Source organism: Gordonia sp. DT218, from assembly GCF_049847105.1.
GTDB lineage: Bacteria > Actinomycetota > Actinomycetes > Mycobacteriales > Mycobacteriaceae > Gordonia.
In genome coordinates this window covers 980,030-1,002,404 of sequence record NZ_JBNCNS010000001.1, presented here as the reverse complement: position 1 = coordinate 1,002,404, position 22,375 = coordinate 980,030, and the positions used below count along the sequence as shown (strand labels likewise).

Genomic DNA, 22,375 nt, shown 5'->3' with positions numbered 1-22,375 from the left:
CTGTTCGGTGGGCTGAGCGCTGCGGAGACGACGTGACCGCCGATTCGGCAGCCGGTGCTAGAAGAACAGCGTTCGTCCGATGATCTTGTCGTGCTCCAATCGCTCGATGTCGCTCTCTGACAGTCCGAGTCCGGACAGGATCTCGACGTTGTGCTCGCCGAGCAACGGGGCGGCTCTGACGGTGAACTCGCCAGGCCCTGCCGAGAACGTCAGGGGCAAAGTGCTGTGCGAGGCCGTCCCGTTCACGGAATGCTCGACCTGTGCGAAGAAGCCGCGAGATCGCAGTTGCGGCAACTCGGCCTGCCGATGGGGTTGCATCACCTTGCCGACGGGAACGTCGACACTCCAGAGCTTCTCGACGATGTCGTCATCGTCGAGACCCCTGCACCATCGCGCCAGGTGATCGTCGATGAGATCGTGCTGTCGCCGGCGCCCCTGGGCGGTCAACAGTTCGGGGTCCATGGCCCAGTCGGGCGAACCCAGTGCGGATCGGAGGGAGAGCCACTGCTCGTCTGTCTCGACGGCGATGGCGACCCAGCGATCGTCTCGGCCGAACTCGTCGAGCCCCGCAGCCTGATAGAGGTTCTGCGGTGCGGCCGCCGGGCCCCGGTTGCCTTCTCGGTTGAGCAGGTTCCCGTACGCCGAGTGTTCGACGACCTGCTCGGCGGTGACGTTGAGTGCGGCGTCGATCATGCTTGCCTCGACGAGGGTGCCCTCGCCGGTCTTCCCGCGGTGTTCGAGTGCGATCAACAGTCCGAGCAGAGCGTGTACTCCGGCATTCGGATCCCCGATGGAATAGGGCTCGACGGGATTCTGGTCGGGATGTCCGGTGAGCCAGGTGAGTCCGGCTGCATCCTCGATGACGTAGGCGAAAGCAGCCTTGTCCCGCCATGGTCCGTCGAGTCCGAATCCGGGCATGCGGACCATGATGATGTCGGGGCGGAGCGCCTTGACGGAGTCGTAGTCCATGCCGATCTGGTCGAGGACCCGCGGAGTGTAGTTCTCCACCAATACATCACAGGTCTTGACGAGCTCTCGAAGCAACTCCTGCCCCTGCTCGGTCTGGATGTTGATGGTCACGCTCTTCTTGTTCGTGTTCAGCCCGGAGAAGATCGGCGACTTCTCCCACCAGAGTTCGTCGGTCATCGGCACGCCGGCGATCATCCGGGTGCCGTCCGGACGTGAGGTCGACTCCAGGTGGATCACCTCGGCTCCGAGCATGGCGAGCACATGCGTGCACGATGGCCCGGCCCAGAAGGCGGTCATGTCGAGAACTCGGACGCCCTCGAAGGGGAGCGTGGCTGCGCCTGCTCGGGATATGTCTTCCGCCGTGGAACGGGACTCTGCCTGAGTGGCTTGTGCGCGGTACGAGTCGGTGTGCTCGCCGAGTGTCGGCGCGTTGTCGGGTTGGGGGAGAGGGAAAGCGCTCATCCGGTACGGATGGGCGGGTTGGCTGAAGCCTTTCGAGGGGTTCTTGATGAACGAGCCGCGCTCGTCGTGGTGGGGCATACCGGTGAGGTTCGCGCCGTTCGCCACCGGGGAGTTCGGTATCCGGAAGGCGGTGGCCTGCTCGCACACCTCGTCCACCGTCCGAGCCCGGATCCAGTCGTAGATCTCCGGCGCGACCTTGGACGCCGTCTCGGTGATGGCCAGGGGATTGTCCCGGTCGATCCACTCGGGATGGCCGACGAGCACACAGAGGTCGAACCACTGCTGGGCGGTGGCAACCCCCACCGCCACCATCCCGTCGGATGCCTGCGACACACCGGGGACGAAAACCGAGCGTTCTGATCGGAACGGCCGGTCGCGCAGCTCGAGGAAGGTCACCGGGTGGTAGGTCAGTCCCTGGATCTGGGTCTCGAGCATCGACAGGTCGATGAGATCTCCCCGTGCGGAGTCGGCGCGCCTGCGCAGTGCCGTGAGGGTCCCCGCTGCGGCGTATGCGCCGGCGAACCACTCACCGATCCGGCCGCCGACATGGACCGGGGCGCGATCCGGTGCCCCACGCCCGAGTCCGACGATACCGCCCGACCAGGCTTGGAGAGTAAATTCCGTTGCCGCCCTGTCGCTCCAGGGACCCTCGAGGCCGAAGGGGGTGATCGCGGTGACCACCAGGTGCGGATGAGCGGATCGGATCGCGTCCGGACCGAAGCCGCAACGACCCGCGAAACGTGATTCGCGGGACCACACCACGGCGTCGACGCGAGCAAGCACGCCGTTCAGCGTCTCGAGATCCGCATCGCTGTCGGGATCGATCACCACGCTCCGCTTCGAGCAGGCGAGGTGGGTGAACAGCGCGCCGTCGGACCCCGGCTCCACGGAGGCTCCTGAGGCAGACCAACCGCGCAGCGGATCGCCCTCCGGTGGCTCGATCTTCACGACCTCGGCGCCGCCGTCGGCGAGCACTTTCGTGCAGTAGGCGCCGGCGATGCCGGCCGACAGGTCGACGACGACGTACTCGTCGAGGGGGAGGTGCGTGGTGGACATCGCGTTAGCTGACCTTCCGAATTCGAGCGGGGAGTGTGTCGGGGCTGGGAGTGACCGGGTGGTTCAATCGGCCCGTCGTCGGCCCGACTTGCTCAACCTGAAGTCGGGTGGGAAGAGATCGTCGTTGTCCTTCACCGCGTTGTTGATGCCGCCTGACACCGTGTCCTCGTCCAGGACGAGATCGTGCGCGTCCGGATGAGCATATCCACCAAGGGATTCGAACAATCCGGTCAACATGCTGCCCAGGTACTCGCCCTGGGACTGCTTCATCATCTCGAAGAACATCTTCTGCATGAAGACGGTGTCGGTGGGCCGGGTGCGAGCACAGGCGAGCGCGTACTTGTCGGTCTCGGCCTCGAGCTGGTCGCGAGGGACCACCCGATTGGCGAAGTTGCAGTCGTACATCTCCCGGGCCGTGAACGGCCTGCCGGTGAAGACCATCTCCTGGAACCGGCGAATCCCCATCGTCTGCGCCCAGGTCCACATGCGGGGACCGAAGCCGATGTAGCGGAATGCCGGGTGTCCGAACAACGTGTCGTCGGAAGAGATGAGCAGGTCGGCGTCGGCTGCCTGATAGAAATGCCACCCGTAGCAGTAGCCCTTGGCCTCGACGATGCTGATCTTCTTGAACTCCTGCAGGCTGCGGCAACCCGCCGCGGAGTTCGCGTACCACTGGGTCAGCGTGGCGCCGTGGCGGAACGAGCCGGGAGGCGGGAAGTTGATCGCGGACTCGTCGTCGACGCGGAGCTCGCGCATCCGGGCCAGATTGGTGGAGTCTGCTTCCATCTCCATGGCCTCGGGGATGTCCGCACCCGAACCGAGGTTGGAGCCGACGCCGCGGATGACCACGACCTTGACATCGTCGTCGACGTTCGCGCGATGCAGGAGGTCCGCGTAACGCAGTCGGGCATCCGCCGTCGGCGCGTTGAGATGATCCGGGCGATTGAACGTTATGGTCGCGATCTTTGTCGTGGGATTCTTGTCGTAGAGAATTATCTCTTCAGCCGAGGGACGTTGGTTCTGAATGGTCGATGCGTCTGTCATGCTGACACCCCTCCTGTCGCCCATGAATGCGGATCCATCCCTTCGTATTTCATCAAAGAAAGAATGGATCGCTCACAGTTGAATGTGGTGGTCGAATATCATTTGTTATGCGCACTGAATCGACCGGCTAGCTGTCGGACCCGAATTGAGATCCCGATCCTGCCGAGGTCGGATGAACGCGAAGGTCCTGTGCCGGCCCTCGCACCCATGAGAGCAAGTGAACCGCATCACAGGCGATAAGTCAATCAATCGATTGACTTAGTGTGGAGAAATATCGGTTGCGCAGCTGGTCGGCTCGGCGCTCGGCCCGTGGTCGGGAGGGGCGGGGTGTCAGACCGGGGCGCATCGACCGAATGGACGCCCGTTCGCGGCCCCGGGGGATCTCAGACCGGGGTGACGGGCGCGGTCCATATTCCGACCAGTGCATCGACCAGTCCGGTCGCCATCTCGGACCACGTCGCGCGGATCAGCGGCAAACCGTCGGCCAGTGCCCGCTCGCGCTGTGCGCACATCTGGATGATGAGGAACATGGCGCAATCCGTGCGCTCGGGCAACACCTGGGTGGGAAAGAAAGGCAGGCATTTCAGGAGGCCGTCGACTGTCTGCTGCAGTGATGGCGACTCGCGCCAGGACTCCTCGAGCAAGATGTCGCTCAGTTCGGGATCGGAGATGAGTTGGGCGCCGAACCTCGCGAACCAGGTGGGAGAGCCGAGTTCATCGAACCGTTTGGTGATGGGACGTACCTGACATTCGAGCCAGTCGCGCAGCTGATTGGAGCCGCTGATCTGTTGGAGGAGCGCCTCCCGCGAGGGTTCGATCCCCCGGTGGAAGCGGCTGACCAGGGCCCGGATGAGGTCGGTCCGGTTGCCGAAGTGGTATCCGACGACCGCAGTGTTGCCTTGACCGGCGGCTTCGGCGATCTGACGGTTGGAGACCGCGTAGATGCCGTTCTCCGCGAACAAGCGCTCCGCGGTGTCGAGGATGAGCTCCTGGGTGGCCTCCTTCTTGCGCCGGCGCGGGGCCGGTTTGTCGGCCTGCCACTCCTCGGATACGCCGCCCGAGGATTCAGAGGGAATCGTGACCACGTTGGGTGACCTTTCTTGCTCATCGCTTCGCCCGTCTGGGCATGTTGTTTCGGCCACCGTCCCCCCGTGTCCGGAAATGCCGACCAGACTCGGTTCTTGCTCCAAAATTAGGCCAATATCGGTCATGTGTAAAACAGTCGATTTACCGTATGGCCGACGGAACGAGTTTCAGTTGTGCCTCTGAACTGCGGATATGCGCGCGTGCAGCCGTGCTTCTGGACCTCGGTCGGTGGGAATGGTCGGCAGATGTGAGGGTTTGCCACGTTCGTGGTGGTGCCGCTACGCCGAGATCGTCGGCCCTACAGTGGTCGCCGGCCGCAGACCTACGGATCTGACGGCAAAACCGCAGGTGCTGAGTGTGTCGGCGCATGATCGCTGCGCCACCTGGGCCTCGCTGCCGGCCTGTGGTGAAGCACAGTTTCAATCAATCGCTTGACAAGTTTGGGGTGCTGCTGCGAGTCTGTCAACACAGCAGTGCGACCCAGGACACACTGCGAACATGCCGGGATCGCTGTCGGGGATCTTCGCCTTCGGTGAGTCCGCAGCGCGACCGCACGGATCAGTGTTCCAACGGATCTCTGCGTAACAGAGAATGCGTGACATCGCCGTATCGCGGCGATGTGAACCATTCATTTCTTGCCGAATTATCTCGCCCGTATGTGAACAAACGACGTAGAAACGCGTATTTCTTTGTTTCACAAATGCACATCACCATCGAGATCCGAAGGGTGGCCGAATAATGGCCGATGAGTTGTCCGGGAAAGTCGCCATTGTCACCGGCGGGGCGTCGGGGCTGGGCCAGGGCATCGTGGAGAAGTTTGTCGCCGAGGGAGCGCGGGTGGCGATCGCCGATGTCGACGAGGAGGGTGGCATCGCGCTGGCCTCAGCGTCAGGTGACTCGGCGTTCTTCCGCAAGACGGATGTGTCGAACCCCTCCGACGTTGCCGCACTCGTCGACGACGTGGTCGGCAGGTTCGGTCGACTGGACGTCATGGTCAACAACGCCGGCGTGTCCGGGACCATGCACCAGAGCTACCTCGATGACGACCTGGCCGACTTCGATCTTGTGATGGGCGTCAATCTGCGAGGTGTGATGGCGGGCACCAAGTACGCCGCGCGGCAGATGGCGACCACGGGCGGTGGTGCGATCGTCAACATCTCGTCGATGGGAGGAATCCAGGCCGGGGCTGCGGTGATGACATACCGGGCCTCCAAGGCCGCGGTGATCCACTTCTCGAAGTCGGTCGCAATTGATCTGGCGCAACACGATATTCGTGTCAACTGTATTGCACCCGGAAGTATCCCCACGCCGCTTCTGGCGTCGTCGGCGGCGAAGATGGGCGCCGACGCCGAGAGCTTCACCGCCATGGTGCGCTCGATGATGGCTGCGAATCGCCCGCTCAAGCGCGAGGGCAGCGCGGAGGACGTGGCCGAGGCGGCGCTGTTCTTCGCCACCGACCGCTCCCGCTACGTCACCGCGACATTGCTGCCGGTGGACGGAGGCACGGTTGCCGGGCCTCCGACAAAGGCGCCGCAGAGTACGGACACTTCGCGGGGAGCAGATGACGAACCTGCTCTCGTCGGTGCCTCCGGGGCGGACGACGCGGAGTGATCTGAGATGACGGTCCATACCGACGTCCTCATCGTGGGCGCGTCCGCGGCCGGTCTGGCAACTGCAGAGGCAGTGCGCCGCAGCGGATTCGACGATCGGATCACGATGATCGCAGCGGAGCTGCAGGCGCCCTACGACCGGCCTCCGCTCTCGAAGCAGGTGCTGTCCGGTGCCTGGGATCGCCACCGGACCCGGCTACGCCCGGCCGACTTCATCGTGTCGCTCGATCTCGACCTCACGCTCGGTGAGACGGCGCTCTCCCTCGACGTCGCGTCGCGCACGGTACAGACAGACCGTCGAACCATCGCCGCCGACCACGTCGTGATCGCCACCGGTGCATACCCGCGCGGACTTCCGTATCAGCCGCAACTACGGGGATTGCACATGTTCCGGTCGATCGACGATGCCATGGCGCTGCGCGCCGATCTCCTGGAGGCCGATCGGTTGGTGGTGGTCGGTGACGGAGTTCTCGGGGCCGAGATCGCCGCGACGGCGCGCGGCATGGGGGCCGACGTCACGGTCGTCGGACCGCAGACCGGACTGATGGAGTCCCAGTTGGGGTCGGCAGTGGCCGCTATACTCACAGAACTCCATGCGGCACAGGGTGTTCGGACTCGTCTGGGCGCCCAGGTGGTCGGGTTTACCGAGGCGGATCGGCGAGTGACCGGGGTTCGGTTGGCGGCCGGCGACACGTTGCCGGCCGATGTCGTGGTGGTCGCGATCGGTGCCGTCCCCGCCACGGACTGGCTGTCGGGCAGCGGCCTGCATGTCGACGACGGTGTCGTGTGCGATCGATGGTGCCGGGCCGCCGACGGAATTCACGCCGCGGGCGACGTCGCACGGATCCGCGATGCGCCGACCGGCTCGACATATCGTCGGGAGAACCGCACCAACGCGACCGAGCAGGGCATCGCGGTGGCCGCGGACATCCTCGGGGTGGCGACGCCTCCCACCCCGATCCCGTACTTCTGGTCCGATCAGTTCGGGACCAAGATCCAGGTCGACGGATCGATCCGCCGCGACGCCGAGATGTCGGTTCTCGACGGGGATCCGGCGGCCGGACGGTTCGTCGCGAGCTTCCAGTGTGACGGCGTGGTGACCGGGATTCTCGGTTGGAACATGCCCAAGCAGTCCCGAAGACATCGCGGCCGGATCGGGATCGCGGTGTCCGATGTGGAGGAAGGTGTCGCGACCGGTCTCGGTCGACGACATCACGTTCGCCAGTGAGCGATATCCAGCTAGGAGAATCCGATGAAGATCACCATAGACCAGGACAAATGCATCGCTTCCGGCCAATGCGTGGCTGCGGCATCCGATGTCTTCGATCAGCGGGACGAGGACGGTATCGCGTTCCTCGTCAACGAGGACCCGCCAGAGGACGAGGCCGACGACGTCCGGCACGCAGCTGCCGTATGTCCTGCGTTGGCGATTCTCGTCGAAGACTGACAACTTCCAGCACAGCCGACACACGAAGGATCACATCTGATGTCAGACACGGCCACCGAACTACGCAACGAGACTGCGCCGCATTTCCCGATGGACAGGGACATGCGGTGTCCCTTCGCACCGCCGGAGGGCACTCGAGTCCTTCGGGAGAAGAACCCGGTGAGTCGTGTCGAGATCTGGGATGGCTCCAATCCCTGGCTCGTCACCGGTCACGAGCAGCAGAAGGCGCTTCTCAACGATCCGCGGATCAGCGTGGACGAGACACTCCCGGGGTTCCCGCACTGGAACGAGGGTATGGCCGCGAACGTCTCGATGCGGCCCAAGTCGGTGTTCAACTCGGACGGGGAGGTGCACGCCCACTTTCGCCGGATGATGACGCGGGCCTTCACCTTCAAGCGGGTGACTGCCCTTCGACCGTTCATCCAGCAGACCACCGACGAACTCATCGACGCGATGCTCGACGGGCCGAAGCCGGGCGATCTCGTCACCGCGCTCGCCCTGCCGCTCCCGTCCATCGTCATCTCTCAGATGCTCGGCGTGCCGTATGAGAACCATGCCTTCTTCCAGGAGAACTCGGTGAAGAGTGTGGACCGGTATGCGACGCCGGACGACAACATGCAGGCGTTCGCAGCGATGTTCATGTTCATGAACGAACTCGTCGAGCAGAAGATGACCGACCCCGCCGACGACGTGCTGAGCGACTTTGCCAGACGCGCCAAGGACGGCGAGATCGAACCGGCCGAGGCGGCGCAGATGGGTCTCGGCATGCTCATCGCCGGGCACGAGACGAGTGCCAATATGATCGCTCTGGGTACTCTTGCACTGCTGGACAATCCGGATCAACTCACGTTGCTGCGCGAGTCCGACGAACCTGAAGTGATCGCGAATGCGGTCGAGGAGTTGATGCGCTATCTGGGCATCATCCACAACGGACAGCGTCGCATCGCCACCGAGGACATCGAGATCTCGGGACAGCAGATCCGTGCCGGCGACGGTGTGATTCTCGAGCTCGGATCCTCGAACTGGGATCCGGCCGCCTTCCCTGAGCCGGAGAAACTCGATCTGAGCCGTTCAGCACGGCACCACACGGGCTTCGGGTTCGGCCCGCATCAGTGCATCGGGCAACAACTGGCACGTGTGGAGCTGCAGATCGTCTACAAAACCCTCTTCCGTCGCATCCCGAGCCTCCGGGTCGCATGTCCGCGCGATGACATCGAGTTCAAGTCGGATCGTCTCGCGTACGGCGTCTACGCGCTACCCATGACGTGGTAGACCCCGGCGCATCGAGAACCGCTGAGTCTCTGAGCTGAATGAGGTACTGCAATGCGTGAATGGGACTACGAGACCGACTTTCTCGTGATCGGGTCGGGAGGTGGCCTGGTGGGGGCGCTACGCGCGTCCGCCCTGGGCATGGACGTCCTGGTCGTAGAGAAGTCCGAGATGATCGGCGGATCGACGGGAATGTCCGGGGGCGTGATCTGGCTGCCGGACAACCCGCTGATGTCGCGGGACGGTGCAACGGATTCGCTAGCGGAGGCGACGGCGTACTTCGACTCCGTCGTCGGGAGGGCCGCCGAGTCCAGTCCGGCGGCATCGGACGCACGGCGCCGGACATATCTGGTGGCGGGCAACAAGATGTTCTCTTTCCTCGAGAGTGCGGGAGTCCCGTTTCTCCGGATCGACGGGTACAGCGACTACTACGCGGGCGTCCGCGGCGTCGTGGGCGGCAAGGCCCGGTCGCGGTCGGTCGAGACACCGGCCTTCGACCTCAAGCAGCTCGGGGAATGGGCCCAGCGACTGCGCCCACCCGTGGCAGGCAAGATGACGATGTACACCGGGGAGGCTGCCTATGCCTCGAATCTCTTCACCCGCAAGGGTATTTCGGTGATGTCCCGGGTCATGGGACGAACCGCTCTCGGGCGGCTGCGGGGCAAGAAGAACGTGACCAACGGTGCTGCCCTGATCGGGTATCTACTCAAGGCGTTGCTGGACCGTGGCGTTCCGGTGTGGCCGGAGACCGCTCTCGTCGAGCTGGTCGTCGAAGACGGTGAGGTCCGAGGAGCCGTGGTGGACCGTGACGGTGCGAGCGTGCGAGTTCGTGCGCGCGCGGGTGTGTTGATCTCGGCAGGCGGGTTCGCACACAACGGCGTGATGCGCGATGAGTTCTCGGGTGGCCAGCCCGGTCGACCGGAATGGACCAGCGCAAACCCCGGCGACACGGGTGAGGCGCTACAGATCGCGATGAAGCACGGAGCGGCCACCGACATGATGGACGAGGCATGGTGGCTGCCGTCGTGGTTGATGCCCGACGGCGTGCCGTCGATGTGCATCAGCGAACGGAGCAAGCCGCACTCGATCATGGTCGATACCAAGGGGAACCGGTACTTCAACGAGGCGATCGCGTATCAGGAGGCCGGCCAGTGCATGTTCGAGCACGAGCGGACCGTCGGTGGGGCACTGCCGACGTGGCTGATCATCGATTCTCGGCATCGATCGCGGTATGTCTTCGGTTTCGCACCCCCGGGGCGGACTCCCAAGGACTGGATCTCCAGTGGTGCCATGAAGAAGGCGGAAACCCTCGAGGACCTCGCCGCGCAGTGCGGCATCGATCCGGTGGGGCTCATCGCGACGGTCGATCGGTTCAATGGTTTCGCGGAATCCGGAGTGGACGAGGACTTTCATCGCGGCGAAGGCGACCATGAAAAGTACCAGGGCGACATCACGCACAAGCCCAACGCGTGCCTGGGGTCGCTGGCGAAAGCACCGTTCTACGCCGTGCCGATGTACCCGGGCGACATCGGGACCAACGGTGGACTGCTCTGCGACGAGAACGCACGTGTTCTGGCCGACGATGGGCGACCCATCTCTGGGCTCTATGCCGCGGGCAATTGTGCGGCCTCGGTGATGGGGCGGAAGTACCTCGGCGCAGGTGCGACGATCGGACCGTCGGTGGTGTTCTCCTATGTGGCGGCCGAAGACGCGGCTCTTCGGGCCGAGCAGGCGTAGCTGCACCGAGCCAGTGCCATACAGCAGAACAGCCATATAGCAGAACAAGAGTCCCCGGACGGAATCCTGTCCGGGGACTCTTGTTGTGGGCTATGGGCTGGTGGATGATCTGACCGGGTAGAACCTCGCGAACGCTCAACCCTCGAGGGAGATGGCCCGGCGGGGGCATTGCCGCACCGCGTCGCGGACCTCCTCCTCGATCTCCGGCGTCATAGTGTCACGGAGCAGGTGCAGGTTGTCGTCGTCGTCGAGATCGAAGACGTCGGGCGCGGCACCCGCGCAGAGCCCGTTGCTCTCGCAGACGCCGAAGTTCACGTCGATCTTCATGCTGATCCTCAAAAATGTTGGGCGGGAGTGGCACTCGCATGCAAAGGAGGAGTGCCGCACCCGCCGCGTCGACTACTTCAGGCAGGCGCCGGCATCGACCGGCAACGTGACACCGGTGATGTACCGGGCCTCGTCGGAGGCCAGGAACAGGACCGCATTGCTGATGTCCTCCGGCTCCACCCACGGGATCGGCAGCGTGTTCATCATCTGGGAGAGCGGAGCGAAGTCGTCGGGGCCGGGATTCTCCAGGTCCGGACGGAACATCCGGTAGGTGGCATCGTTCATGATCATCGCCGTGTTGACCTGGGTCGGATGCACCGAGTTGACCCGGATGTTGTTCTGCGCGAGCTCGATGGCGAGTGTTCGCATGATCCCGATGACGCCGTGCTTCGCGGTCACGTAATGTCCGCAGAACGGGTAAGACTTCAGACCACCCACGGAACTCGTGAGGACGATCGATCCGCCACGGCCACCCGCGACGATATGTGGAATCGCGGCTTTCGCGGTGTGCCACACCCCCGTCATGTTGACGTCGATCATGTCCTGCCAGGTCTTGCGGTCCATGTCCTCGAGCGATGATCCGCCAGTGGCGATACCGGCGTTGGCGGCCACGATGTCGAGGCGTCCGAGCTGGTCGACACCGGTCTGGACGGCCTGGGTCAACGCGTCGAGGTCCCGAACGTCGACCTTGGCGGTCACCACCCGACGATCCTGCGCCTTCACGAGCTCGGCGGTCTCCGCCAGATCGTCTTCGGTGGCCAGATCGAACGGTACGCCGTCGATGGGTTCGCAGACATCGATCGCGATGATGTCGGCGCCCTCGGCGGCGAGACGTACGGCGTGGGTGCGGCCCTGGCCGCGCCCCGCGCCGGTGATGAAGGCGACTTTGCCGTCTACTCTTCCGGTCATTGAGATTCTCCTCCTCGGTGGATACAGGTGGCATTACCCGACGTCCGTCGGGCACGTGGGATCAGAACGTGGCCGGCAGTGTGTCCCAACCGCGAACCGTCGAGGTCGGTGACAGCGATGCCTGCGAGAGATCGACATCCCACTTCGGGAACCGCTTGAGGATCTCCTCGATGGCGATGCGTCCCTCGAGACGGGCCAGGGCGGAGCCGAGGCAAAAGTGGGTTCCGACGCTGAAGGTCAGGTGCTGCTTGGTTTTTCGGTGGATGTCGAAGGTATCGCCGTTCGGGAACAGGCGGTCGTCGCGGTTGGCTGACGCGATGAGCATCATCATCACGCTGCCTTCCGGCACCGTCTGCCCGTGGAACTCGACGTCGCGGGTCACATAGCGGGCGACGTGCGGCGCCGGTGCCTCGTACCGCAGGAGTTCTTCGATGGCGTTGGGGATGAGGTCGGGATTCTCGACGAGTTCGCGACGTTGGTCGGGGTGCTCCGCCAGGACCTTGCCCGCCCACCCGATCAGTCTGGTGGTGGTCTCGTTGCCCGCGCCGGAGACCACGTTGACGTAGGTCAGCAATTCGTCGCGGCTCAGTTTCCGGACCGTGCCGGTCTCGTCCTCGAACTCAACGTTGAGCAACTCGGTCATGATGTCGTCGGACGGATGCTCGGCGCGCCAGTCGATATAGGCACCGAAGATGTCACCAGAGACCATCCCTTCCTCGGCCGCCTTCATCGGTTTTCCCTCTTCGGTGCGCATCTGGTCATTGGCGAAGTCGCGGATGGCCTCCTGGTCCTCTTCCGGGATGCCGAGGAGCATGCCGATGACCTTCATGGGCATCTGCGCGCCCAAGTCCTTCACGAAATCGAATTTGCCCGTTCCCACCAGAGGGTCGAGCGAGGCCGCGCAGAAGTCGCGGACCTGCGGTTCCAGAGCGAAGATCTTGCGGGGTGTGAACATGCGGGCGAGCAGCTTGCGGTGGATGTCGTGAATGGGGGGATCCTCGAAGATCAGCACCCCCGGCGGAATGTCGATGTTGGCTTTGATCAACTCGAGGATCGCGCCGCGACTCGAGCTGAAGGTCTCGTAGTCGTTGAGGGCGGCGGTGACGTCCTCGTGCCTGCTCAGGGCGTAAAAGTCGTGCTCGGAGTTGTAGTAGAGCGGCGCCTCCTCGCGCAGAGCTCTGAACATCGGATACGGGTCGGCATTGAGCTTGACGTCATACGGGTCGTATCGGACGTGGCTGGTCGTACTGCTCGTCACAGGGATGGCCTCTCGCGCGGACTGCTTTGCGGATCTGAACAGGGTCGATCGCGGCTGTGCGACCGGCACTTCGGCCCAGTCTGGAGGAGGCGGCATCCGTGAACAACAGTGATCTCACTGAGCGAGAGTAGGGCTCGCGAAGCCGAGAGCGTGTGGCACGCTTCCGAGATATCAACGCGCGCCGCATATCTGGTGTCCGATTCGCAGAAGGCGATCGAAGACGGCGCTCCCGTTCAACGAGAATCGCGTTTCTGCGTGGGGAAGAGAGCAAATGAGCAAGCGTTTGGTGGCCGCGTCGGTGAGCTCGTACCGGTGACCCCCACAGATGATATCCGCGGGACGCCTGCCGTCAGTGGTGTGCTCGCCCGCTACTCGGCTGCTCCCCTGAAAGCGGTTGGTGGACTGTTCATGATGGGAGCCGACGCGTTCGGCTTCGCCTTCCGCCGGCCGTTTCAGGGGCGCGAGTTCATCGAGCAGTCCTGGTTTGTCGCCCGGGTGTCGCTGATGCCGACCGTTCTGGTGGCCATCCCGTTCACGGTGCTGGTGAGCTTCACCCTCAACATCCTGCTCCGCGAACTCGGCGCCGCGGACCTCAGCGGTGCGGGCGCCGCGTTCGGCTCGGTCACGCAGGTGGGGCCCATGGTCACCGTGCTGATCGTGGCCGGAGCAGGCGCCACCGCGATGTGCGCGGACCTGGGGTCGCGCACGATCCGGGAAGAAATCGAGGCGATGGAGGTTCTCGGTATCAATCCGGTGCAGCGTCTGGTGACACCTCGAGTGCTCGCTTCCGGACTCGTCGCGTTGCTGCTGAACAGTCTCGTCTGCCTGATCGGTGTCGGCGGCGGCTATGTCTTCTCGGTCTTCGTCCAGGGGGTCAACCCGGGTGCGTTCGCCGCCGGGATCACCCTGTTGACCGGTATGCCCGAGGTGATCATCTCATCGGTGAAGGCGCTCGTGTTCGGGCTGATCGCCGGCGTGGTCGCATGCTATCGCGGGCTGATCGTCTCGGGTGGGGCCAAATCCGTCGGCAATGCCGTGAACGAGACCGTCGTCTACGCGTTCATGGCGCTGTTCGTGGTCAACGTCGTGATCACCGCCATCGGTGTGCAATTGACGGCGAGGTGAATGATCTTGTCGCTCATATCATCACCGAAATTGGCACGCCGCGGGGGCAGCCCGAGCATGATTCATCCCCGACTGCGCCGCGAGATCGGCCGCCCGGTGGGGGCACTGGGCCGCATCGGCGACCACGCGATCTTCTACGTCCGCGCGTTACGTAGTGTGCCGTACGCGGCCTTCCACTACCGTCGCGAGACGATCCGGCTCATCGCCGAGACCAGCATGGGTGCAGGCAACCTCGCACTCATCGGTGGAACTGTGGTCATCGTTGCCTTCCTCACGCTGGCAACGGGTAGCACCCTGGCGGTGCAGGGTTACAGCACGCTCGGCGACATCGGTATCGAGGCGTTGACCGGGTTCCTGTCGGCATTCATCAATGTGCGGATCGCCGCGCCGGTGGTCGTAGGCATCGGGCTGGCCGCCACCTTCGGCGCGGGCGCGACCGCCCAACTCGGAGCCATGCGGATCAGTGAGGAGATCGATGCCCTCGAATCGCTGGGCATCAATCCGGTCGCCTACGTCGTCGGCACGCGGATCGCCGCCGGCATGGTCGTGATCGCTCCGCTCTACGCGATCGCCCTCATCGCATCGTTCGCGGCGTGCCGGTTCACCACCGTCATGCTGCTCGGCCAGTCGTCCGGCCTGTACGCGCACTACTTCTCGACGTTCCTCAATCCGCTGGATCTCGTTTGGTCGTTTGTGCAGGCCTTTGTGATGGCGTTGCTGATCTTGCTGATCCACACGCACTTCGGGTTCTTCGCGAGTGGTGGGCCGGCAGGCGTCGGGGTGGCGGTCGGCGACGCCGTCCGCACCTCGCTGGTCGCCGTGGTGACGGTGACGCTGCTGGTGGCGCTGGCCATATACGGCTCCAACGGAAACTTCAATCTATCGGGCTGAGGCGTGAAATTGTCTAAGGGAGTCCTCCGGCCGCTGGCCGGGGCGGGGATGCTGTTGGTCATCATCGCGTTGGTCACTGTCGCCGTGATGATGTTCGCCGGCGTGACCCAGAAGTCCGCCACGGTCACGATGACCGCACCACGAGCGGGACTGGTGATGGACCCCGATGCCAAGGTGCAGATGCGGGGGATCACCGTCGGCCGCGTGTCCAAGATCGATTACAACCAGGTGGATCGTGCACAGCTGACGTTGGAGATCGCACCCGACGAGCTCAAGCGGATCCCCGGCAACGTCGGCGCACGCATCGCTGCGCCGACGGTGTTCGGTGCCAAAGGAGTCGAGTTGGTGGTGCCTGATCATCCCGCTGGACACCTGCGCGACGACCAGATGCTGAGCGCAAAGGATGTGGAGGTCGAGGTCAACACGGTCTTCGGCGAGCTCACCCAGGTTCTGGCGCAGATTCGCCCGGCGGAGCTCAACGCGGCGCTCAGTGCGATCTCGACCGGACTGAGCGGTCACGGAGAACAGTTCGGTCAGATGCTCACCGATCTGAACGGTTTCATGCGGCAGACGAACTCGGCTATTCCTGCACTTCGTTCGCTTCTCGACGACGCCCCGACGATGATGCGGGTCTACGCCGACACCAGCCGGCCATTGCTCGGTGCGGTGAAACACACGAGCGACATCAGCGACACCTTGGTGTCCGAGCAAAACAACCTCGATGCATTCCTGACCAGTGTGATCGGGCTGTCCAACACCGGTAACCGTGTGCTGGGCGATAACCGGCAGAGTCTGGCGAAGGCGCTGAAGTTGCTGGTGCCCACGACGGCACTCACCGACGAGTACAACAAGGCGATCACCTGCGCCCTGGACGGGTTCGGGAACCTGGCGGTATCGCCGCCCGCAAACGTGCCCGGATTGGGCCTGTCGGCGAACTTCCTCTGGGGCGCCAAGACATACGACCCGAAGACCAACAAGCCGAAGGTCGCTGCCTCGGGTGGCCCACAATGCTCGGTGCTGCCGGTGAAATATCAGGGTCGACCTCCGTACGTGGTGACGGATACCGGTGCGAATCCTTACGGCGAGGGACGAAAGTCATTGGAACTGAATGTGAAGAGCCTTCAGCAGGCATTGTTCGGGCCCATACCGGACGGGACTCCGCGGTGAGATCAAGAATCAATTCCACGACGATCAAGTTCGCTGCCTTCACGACCGTGATGGTGTTCGTTGCGGCGTTCCTGCTGCTGGTGTTCAGCGACCATCAGTCCGGCGACACCACCCGATACCACGCGGTGTTCACCGACGTCTCCGGATTGAGATCAGGAGACACCGTGCGGATCGCCGGCGTGCGGGTGGGCAGCGTTCACGGTGTCGACCTCGGGTCCGACAACAAGGTTCGCGTGACGTTCGACGTCGACAGTTCGATCGGGCTACCCACCGGCAGTGGTGCCGCGGTGCGCTATCTCAACCTCGTAGGAGATCGGTACCTGGAGGTCACCGAAGGGTCAGGTGGGGCGATGATGCACGGCGGTGGTGAGATTCCGTCGACGCGGACCAAGCCCGCTCTCGATCTGGACGTCCTGCTCGGTGGCCTCAAACCCGTCATCGCCGGATTGGAACCCAAACAGGTGAACGCCCTCAGTTCCTCGATCCTCGATGTGCTGCAGGGCCAGAGCGGGACGGTACGTTCCCTCTTCGAAGGAAGTTCGTCCCTGTTCACCACGCTCGGGCGAAATGTCGGGGTCATCGAGCAGGTGATCGATCAGCTGAAGAAGGTCATGGTCACCCTCGACGGGAACCGGACCCGCTTCGCCGAAGCCATCGACCGGCTGGACGCCGTCATCGGTGACCTCGCCCGCGATCGCGATCCGATCGGCGCGGCGATCACCGCTCTCGACAATGGGACCGCCACGGTGTCGAACCTGCTGACGCAGGCGCGGCCACCGCTGTCCGGATCGATCGACCAACTGTCCAGGCTGGCACCGAATCTCACCCATGACATGCCGACTCTGGAGAGGGCGATTCAGCGTTCACCGGGGAACTTCCGCAAGTTGGTCCGGACCGGCACATACGGCAACTTCATCCAGTATTACGTCTGCGCGGTGAGCGTCCGGGTCTCGGATCCGTCCGGCAAGGTCGTCACGCTGCCGTGGATCGAGCAGACTAAGGGGAGGTGTTCTGGCTGATGCTGCGTTATCGCGGTGCGGGGCTGATCAGGTCGGGCTTTGTGGGATTGACCCTCATCGTCCTTCTGGTCCTGGCCGGATTGAACATGGCCAAGGTCACCACCTGGTTCACGTCGGTCACCTATCAGGCGGATTTCGAGGAGGCCGCGGGACTGTCCGGTGGGGCGGATGTGATGGTGTCCGGTGCGCGGGTGGGTTCGGTCACCGATGTGAACCTGGAGCAGGGCAAGGCGAGGGTGACATTCACCGTCGACCAATCAACCCGGCTCGGTCAGACCACGACCGTGCAGATCCGAACGGGATCGCTTCTGGGGCAGCGTATTCTGACAGTCGCTCCCTCTGGGTCCGGCACCATCGGTCCGACCGAGGTGATCCCGGTGTCCCGCACCTCCTCGCCATACTCGCTGAACGAGGCGGTCGACGATCTGACGACCAACTCCAAGGGCATCGACACGTCGTCGTTGAACAAATCGCTGAATGTGTTGTCGAAGACCATGAACGACGTGTCCCCGGACCTGGCGCCGACCCTCGACGGCCTGACGGAGATGTCGCGCGGCATCAACTCCCGCAACGAGGCCCTTCGCACATTGCTGTCGACCACCAGCGACGTCACCTCGGTGATCGGGTCGCGCGCCAATCGCATCAATTCGCTGATCCTCAACGCGAACATGCTTCTCGACGTGCTGGTGGATCGACGTCAGGAGATCTCGTCGCTGCTCGTGAACACCGCGGCGGTGGCCAGGGAGCTCACAAACCTGGTGGCCGACAACGAGGAACAACTCAAGCCGACCCTCACGTCACTGAACTCGGTCCTCGCCATGCTGGAGCGTAACCGTGATGACGTCGGCAAGGCCATCTCCGGGTACGTCAAGGTGTCCCAGACCCAGGGCGAAGCAGTGTCGAGTGGTCCCTTTTATCAGGCGTACGTTGCCAACCTGCTGCCCGGTCCACTCCTTCAACCCTTCATCGACCGGGCCTTCGGCGTCCATCCGGAGTCGAAGTTCCCGTTGCCGGGCGCTCAGTTCCCGCTACCGGGCGGTGGACGATGAGGCGGTTGAAGCCGATGACGAGGCACACCAGGACAACCGTGATCGCTGCGGTCCTGATCGTGGTGGTGGTTGCGGGGCTGATCGTCGGATACCGGCAGCTGACCCGGCCGACGAGGATCGATGCAATCTTCGAGACAACCACCGGGATCTACGTCGGCGACGATGTGCGTGTCTCGGGTGTCAAGGTGGGCAAGATCGCCGCCATCGAGCCCCAGGGTCAGACGGTCCGGATGGAGCTGAAGGTGGATCACGGAGTCAAGATCCCGGCAGATGCGCGAGCGATCATCGTCGCCCAGAATCTGGTGGCCAATCGCTACGTCCAGCTAGCGCCGGCGTATGCGACGAGCGGTCCGGTCATCGGCGACGGAGCGACCATCCCGCGTACACGGACCGCTGTGCCTGTCGAATGGGATGAGGTCAAGGACCAATTGACACGTCTGGCAACCGATCTGGGACCTCAGGGCGGAGTCTCGGGGAGCTCGGTCGGACGGTTCGTGGACAGTTCCTCACGTGCGCTCGACGGCAAAGGTCAGAAGCTCGGCACCACGCTGGGCGAACTCGGCAACCTGGCACAACTTCTCGGAGAGAACACCGGGAACATCGCCGATACCATCCGTAATGTCCGAGCCTTTGTCAGTGCGGTGCGTGACAGCGGCACCCAGATCGTGCAGTTCGAGAATCGTCTGGCAACCCTGACCTCGGTGCTGAACGGCAGCCGATCTGATCTCGACAAGGCCCTCAAGACCTTGGCCCGCGCAGTACAAGACGTGCAACGCTTTGTCGTCGACAACCGCGATGCCGCATCAGAGCAGGTGCGGCGACTCGGATCGGTGACACAGATCCTGGTCGATCATCACGCCGACGTGGAACAGCTGTTACATGCGTTCCCCACCAATCTCTCCAACTTCTACAACATCTACAACCCGGACACCGGGACGGAGACGGGGGTCTTCACCGTCAACAACTTCTCCAACCCGATTCAATTCATCTGCTCGTCGGTGGCCAGCATCGAGAACCTGACCGCAGCCGAAGGCGCTAAGAGATGTCGAAAGTACCTCGGTCCGATTGCGCCGATGCTGGCCTTCAATTACCTGCCGGTGCCGGTGAATCCGGTTCTGGGACCGGATCCATCGAATGTGATCTACAGCGAGAAGAGCCTCATGCCGAGCAAACCGCAGGGGACGAGTGCGCGGTCGCGGGACCAGCTTCTCCTGCCGGGACAGGGAGGGCGACGATGATCGGACGATCACGCCGGACGCGGGTGGTGCGATTGGTCCTGACCTTGCTCTGCGTGACTGTGCTGGGCGCCGGATGTCAGTGGAACGGGGTGAACTCGCTGCCGCTGCCCGGCACCGTGGGAACCTCCGGAAACGACTATCACATCACTGTGGAGATCGGGAACGTCGGTACGCTATCGGAGAATTCGCCCGTGTTCATCGACGACGTCGAAGTGGGCAGCGTCGGTCACATGCGGGTGCGCGCCTGGCACGCGGAGGTTGATGTGCGACTGAAGCGCGGCACCGTTGTGCCGGGCAACGCCAAGGCGACCGTCGGCCAGACGAGTTTGCTGGGTTCGATGCACCTCGCTCTTGATCCGCCCAAGGGTGAGGCCCCGGCAGGCCGGCTTGCCCCTGGCTCGAGAATTCCCCTCACTCGTTCGGCCTCATATCCGTCGACGGAGGAGACCCTGGCTGCTGTGTCATCGGTGGTGAACGGCGGTGGAATGGGCCAGTTGGGTGGAATCATCCGGTCACTCAACGATGGATTCGGCGGGCGGGAGGACGACACCCGCGAACTCCTGGGACGGATGTCGACTTTTGTCAACACCCTGAACCGCCAACGCGGAGATCTGGTGGATCTGCTGACGCAGGCGCGTCGTCTGAGTTCGGGGTTCGCCGCCCAGAACGACGTGATCGAGGATGCGCTGCAAAAGATCCCGCCCGGCTTGGCCGTCCTGGAACAGCAGATGCCGAAGATCACCACAGCAGTGGACCGCCTCCGGGTCTTCGCCGACACCACCACCGGCGTGGTGACGCAGGTTCAATCAGACCTGTTGGCCGATCTGCGTCATCTACAACCGACACTGAGGTCGCTCGCCGATGTCGGGCCCCAGATGAATGCCGCACTGGCGTACGCCCTGGTCTTTCCATACGGGCAGAGCGTGATCGACCGGGCCGTGCGCGGTGACTACCTGAATCTCCACGCAACCATCGACCTGACGGTGCCGCGATTGAAGAAGGAACTGTTGCTGGGGACCCCGTTGGGCGATCCGAATGAAACGGTGCCCTTCGCGCCAGGGGACCCCGGCTACAGCCGGCAGCCGACCCACAATCCGTTGTTCTTCCCCGTTGCCCCCAAGAGTCGAGGTGGCCGATGATCCTTTCGCGGTTCGTACGTGCTCAGCTGGTCATCTTCACCGTGGTGGCGCTCATCGCCACGTGGATGATGCTGTTCTCCTATATGAAGGTTCAGTCGAAGATCGGAGTCGGTCGGATCAACGTGACGCTGCAGGCCGACCGCACCGGAGGTCTCTACAAGTTCGCCAATGTCAGCTACCGCGGCGTCGACGTGGGCCAGGTCACCGACGTCGCCCTGACCGACACGGGAATCAAGGCCACGCTCTCGATCAGCAGCGACCAGCACATCCCCAGCGATCTCGAAGCAGATATCCGCAGCATGTCGGCCATCGGCGAGCTCTACGTCAATCTCCGGCCGAAGACGAGCAACCCGCCATACCTCCACAACGGCTCGGTCATCGAGTCGGGCGAGGTGAACGTCCCGCCTCCGGTCGCGCCCATGTTGGAGAAGCTCAACGGTCTCGTCACCAGCATCCCGAAAGACCGTTTGTTCACACTCGTCGACGAACTGAACGACAGTCTCGGCGGGCGAGGTTACGATCTGCAAAGATTGCTGACCTCGTCGTCGACGCTGGCCGCCGGACTCAAGGACGTCGGGAGTGACACCAGCAGTTTGCTGAAAGATTCGGTACCCCTGGTGGACTCGCAGGTCGACAGCGTCGATGCGATCCGCATGTGGACGACCAACCTCGAGGGTTTCACCGGGCAAGTGGTCACCAACACACCGCAGGTTCGCCGGCTGCTCACTTCCGGTCCTGGATTTGCGGATGAGGTGGAGAAGACACTGGATTCGGTCAAGCTGACCCTGCCGGTTCTCCTTGCCAACCTGACCACGGTCGGCCAGCTCGCCGTGACGTACAACGCCGGTCTCGAGCAGATCCTCGTTCTCCTGCCACCGGCGATCTCGATGATCCAAGCGGTACAACCGAATCGCAATGGCACGCAGTGGGGACTGGGAACCTTCCGGATCAGCGGAACCTCAGATCCGCCTGCCTGCACCGTCGGGTTCTTGCCGCCGTCGAAATGGCGGCCCCCGGAGGACACCACCACCATCGATACACCCAGCGATCTGTATTGCAAGTTGCCGCAGAACAGTCCGATCGGAGTACGCGGCGCGCGCAACATCCCATGTCTGTCCCATCCGGGCAAACGTGCGGCAACTGCGGCCATGTGCAACAGCGACGAGGAGTTCAAGCCCCTGGCCACCAGGCAACCGGTGGTCGGGCCGTACCCTCCGGATCCGAATCTGCAGCGGCAGGGCATCACCCCCTCGTCGTACACCGGCGGCGGATCGTCGACGAAACCCTCGGTGGCGGCTGCGCAATACGACCCGGACGACGGCACCTATGTCGGTGACGACGGAACCGCTTACCGACAGACGAATCTCACGCGGCCGGGACGCGCGTCATCGTGGCAGGGAATGTTTCCGCGATGACGTCACGCCCGACCGACGGTTGACACGAGAGGGCCGTGACATGGGTCGGCCCTCTCAGGGCGAGTGGGAGTCGGAGCAGCTCATCCCGTGACGGCCACCCCGCCAGATGAGTGCCGGCTGTGGACGATCACCGCAGACAGATTTACCGCTCGCCGAAA

19 protein-coding genes are annotated in these 22,375 nt (G+C 63.6%); 13 read left to right on the top strand and 6 right to left on the bottom strand.

The annotated features are described in order from the left end of the window. Nucleotides 1-57 precede the first annotated feature (57 nt). From ACPXCG_RS04660 to ACPXCG_RS04650, 3 genes are all read right to left on the bottom strand, one after another. Nucleotides 58-2,487 carry a CaiB/BaiF CoA transferase family protein gene (locus ACPXCG_RS04660; protein WP_425789536.1) on the bottom strand — a complete coding sequence of 810 codons (2,430 nt, stop codon included), beginning with the start codon at nt 2,485-2,487 and terminating at the stop codon, nt 58-60. A 63-nt stretch (nt 2,488-2,550) separates the two neighbouring features. Then, the gene (locus ACPXCG_RS04655; RefSeq protein WP_425789534.1) at nt 2,551-3,531 is read right to left on the bottom strand and encodes an enoyl-CoA hydratase/isomerase family protein; all 981 of its coding nucleotides are present in this window, start codon (nt 3,529-3,531) and stop codon (nt 2,551-2,553) included. 383 nt (nt 3,532-3,914) lie between these two features. Further along, nucleotides 3,915-4,616: a TetR/AcrR family transcriptional regulator gene (locus ACPXCG_RS04650; RefSeq protein ID WP_425789532.1), complete on the bottom strand. Its 702-nt coding sequence runs from the start codon at nt 4,614-4,616 to the stop codon at nt 3,915-3,917. 739 nt (nt 4,617-5,355) lie between these two features. Here ACPXCG_RS04650 and ACPXCG_RS04645 point away from each other — a divergent pair. The 5 genes from ACPXCG_RS04645 to ACPXCG_RS04625 are packed head-to-tail and all read left to right on the top strand — an operon-like array spanning nt 5,356 to nt 10,680. Continuing rightward, nucleotides 5,356-6,228, top strand: a complete 873-nt coding sequence (locus tag ACPXCG_RS04645) for an SDR family NAD(P)-dependent oxidoreductase (RefSeq protein ID WP_425789531.1) — start codon at nt 5,356-5,358, stop codon at nt 6,226-6,228. 6 nt (nt 6,229-6,234) lie between these two features. Further along, nucleotides 6,235-7,455 carry an NAD(P)/FAD-dependent oxidoreductase gene (locus ACPXCG_RS04640; protein WP_425789530.1) on the top strand — a complete coding sequence of 407 codons (1,221 nt, stop codon included), beginning with the start codon at nt 6,235-6,237 and terminating at the stop codon, nt 7,453-7,455. Between the two features lie 24 nt (nt 7,456-7,479). Further along, nucleotides 7,480-7,674, top strand: coding sequence for a ferredoxin (locus ACPXCG_RS04635; protein WP_425789528.1), 195 nt, complete (start codon nt 7,480-7,482; stop codon nt 7,672-7,674). 39 nt (nt 7,675-7,713) lie between these two features. Further along, a complete protein-coding gene (locus ACPXCG_RS04630; protein WP_425789526.1) occupies nt 7,714-8,946 on the top strand; it encodes a cytochrome P450 in 1,233 nt (410 codons plus the stop codon). 51 nt (nt 8,947-8,997) lie between these two features. After that, entirely contained in the window at nt 8,998-10,680 is a 1,683-nt protein-coding gene (locus tag ACPXCG_RS04625; RefSeq protein WP_425789524.1) for an FAD-binding protein, read from the top strand. A 135-nt stretch (nt 10,681-10,815) separates the two neighbouring features. On the opposite strand, the gene ACPXCG_RS04620 is transcribed toward ACPXCG_RS04625, so the two are convergent. From ACPXCG_RS04620 to ACPXCG_RS04610, 3 genes are all read right to left on the bottom strand, one after another. After that, the gene (locus ACPXCG_RS04620; RefSeq protein WP_425789522.1) at nt 10,816-11,007 is read right to left on the bottom strand and encodes a ferredoxin; all 192 of its coding nucleotides are present in this window, start codon (nt 11,005-11,007) and stop codon (nt 10,816-10,818) included. A gap of 72 nt (nt 11,008-11,079) precedes the next feature. Further along, nucleotides 11,080-11,916, bottom strand: coding sequence for a mycofactocin-coupled SDR family oxidoreductase (locus ACPXCG_RS04615; RefSeq protein ID WP_425789520.1), 837 nt, complete (start codon nt 11,914-11,916; stop codon nt 11,080-11,082). Nucleotides 11,917-11,977: 61 nt separating this feature from the next. Further along, a complete protein-coding gene (locus ACPXCG_RS04610; RefSeq protein ID WP_425789518.1) occupies nt 11,978-13,174 on the bottom strand; it encodes a cytochrome P450 in 1,197 nt (398 codons plus the stop codon). Nucleotides 13,175-13,504: 330 nt separating this feature from the next. Here ACPXCG_RS04610 and ACPXCG_RS04605 point away from each other — a divergent pair, with 330 nt between their 5' ends. From ACPXCG_RS04605 to ACPXCG_RS04570, 8 genes are read left to right on the top strand one after another with little or no spacing between them, the layout of a single operon-like run. Next, nucleotides 13,505-14,299 carry an MlaE family ABC transporter permease gene (locus tag ACPXCG_RS04605; RefSeq protein WP_425790495.1) on the top strand — a complete coding sequence of 265 codons (795 nt, stop codon included), beginning with the start codon at nt 13,505-13,507 and terminating at the stop codon, nt 14,297-14,299. Between the two features lie 57 nt (nt 14,300-14,356). Then, entirely contained in the window at nt 14,357-15,190 is an 834-nt protein-coding gene (locus ACPXCG_RS04600) for an MlaE family ABC transporter permease (RefSeq protein ID WP_425789516.1), read from the top strand. A gap of 3 nt (nt 15,191-15,193) precedes the next feature. Beyond that, a complete protein-coding gene (locus ACPXCG_RS04595) occupies nt 15,194-16,357 on the top strand; it encodes an MCE family protein (protein ID WP_425789514.1) in 1,164 nt (387 codons plus the stop codon). Next, nucleotides 16,354-17,376, top strand: a complete 1,023-nt coding sequence (locus ACPXCG_RS04590; protein ID WP_425789512.1) for an MCE family protein — start codon at nt 16,354-16,356, stop codon at nt 17,374-17,376. The genes ACPXCG_RS04595 and ACPXCG_RS04590 overlap by 4 nt, the downstream gene beginning before the upstream one ends. Beyond that, nucleotides 17,376-18,425 carry an MCE family protein gene (locus ACPXCG_RS04585; protein WP_425789510.1) on the top strand — a complete coding sequence of 350 codons (1,050 nt, stop codon included), beginning with the start codon at nt 17,376-17,378 and terminating at the stop codon, nt 18,423-18,425. Before ACPXCG_RS04590 ends, ACPXCG_RS04585 begins: the two co-directional genes overlap by 1 nt. 14 nt (nt 18,426-18,439) lie before the next feature. Then, nucleotides 18,440-19,663, top strand: a complete 1,224-nt coding sequence (locus ACPXCG_RS04580) for an MCE family protein (protein ID WP_425789508.1) — start codon at nt 18,440-18,442, stop codon at nt 19,661-19,663. Further along, nucleotides 19,660-20,802, top strand: a complete 1,143-nt coding sequence (locus tag ACPXCG_RS04575; protein WP_425789506.1) for an MCE family protein — start codon at nt 19,660-19,662, stop codon at nt 20,800-20,802. The genes ACPXCG_RS04580 and ACPXCG_RS04575 overlap by 4 nt, the downstream gene beginning before the upstream one ends. Further along, nucleotides 20,799-22,217 (top strand): MCE family protein, encoded by a 1,419-nt coding sequence (locus ACPXCG_RS04570; protein WP_425789504.1) that lies wholly within the window; start codon nt 20,799-20,801, stop codon nt 22,215-22,217. The genes ACPXCG_RS04575 and ACPXCG_RS04570 overlap by 4 nt, the downstream gene beginning before the upstream one ends. The last annotated feature ends 158 nt before the right edge of the window (nt 22,218-22,375 follow it).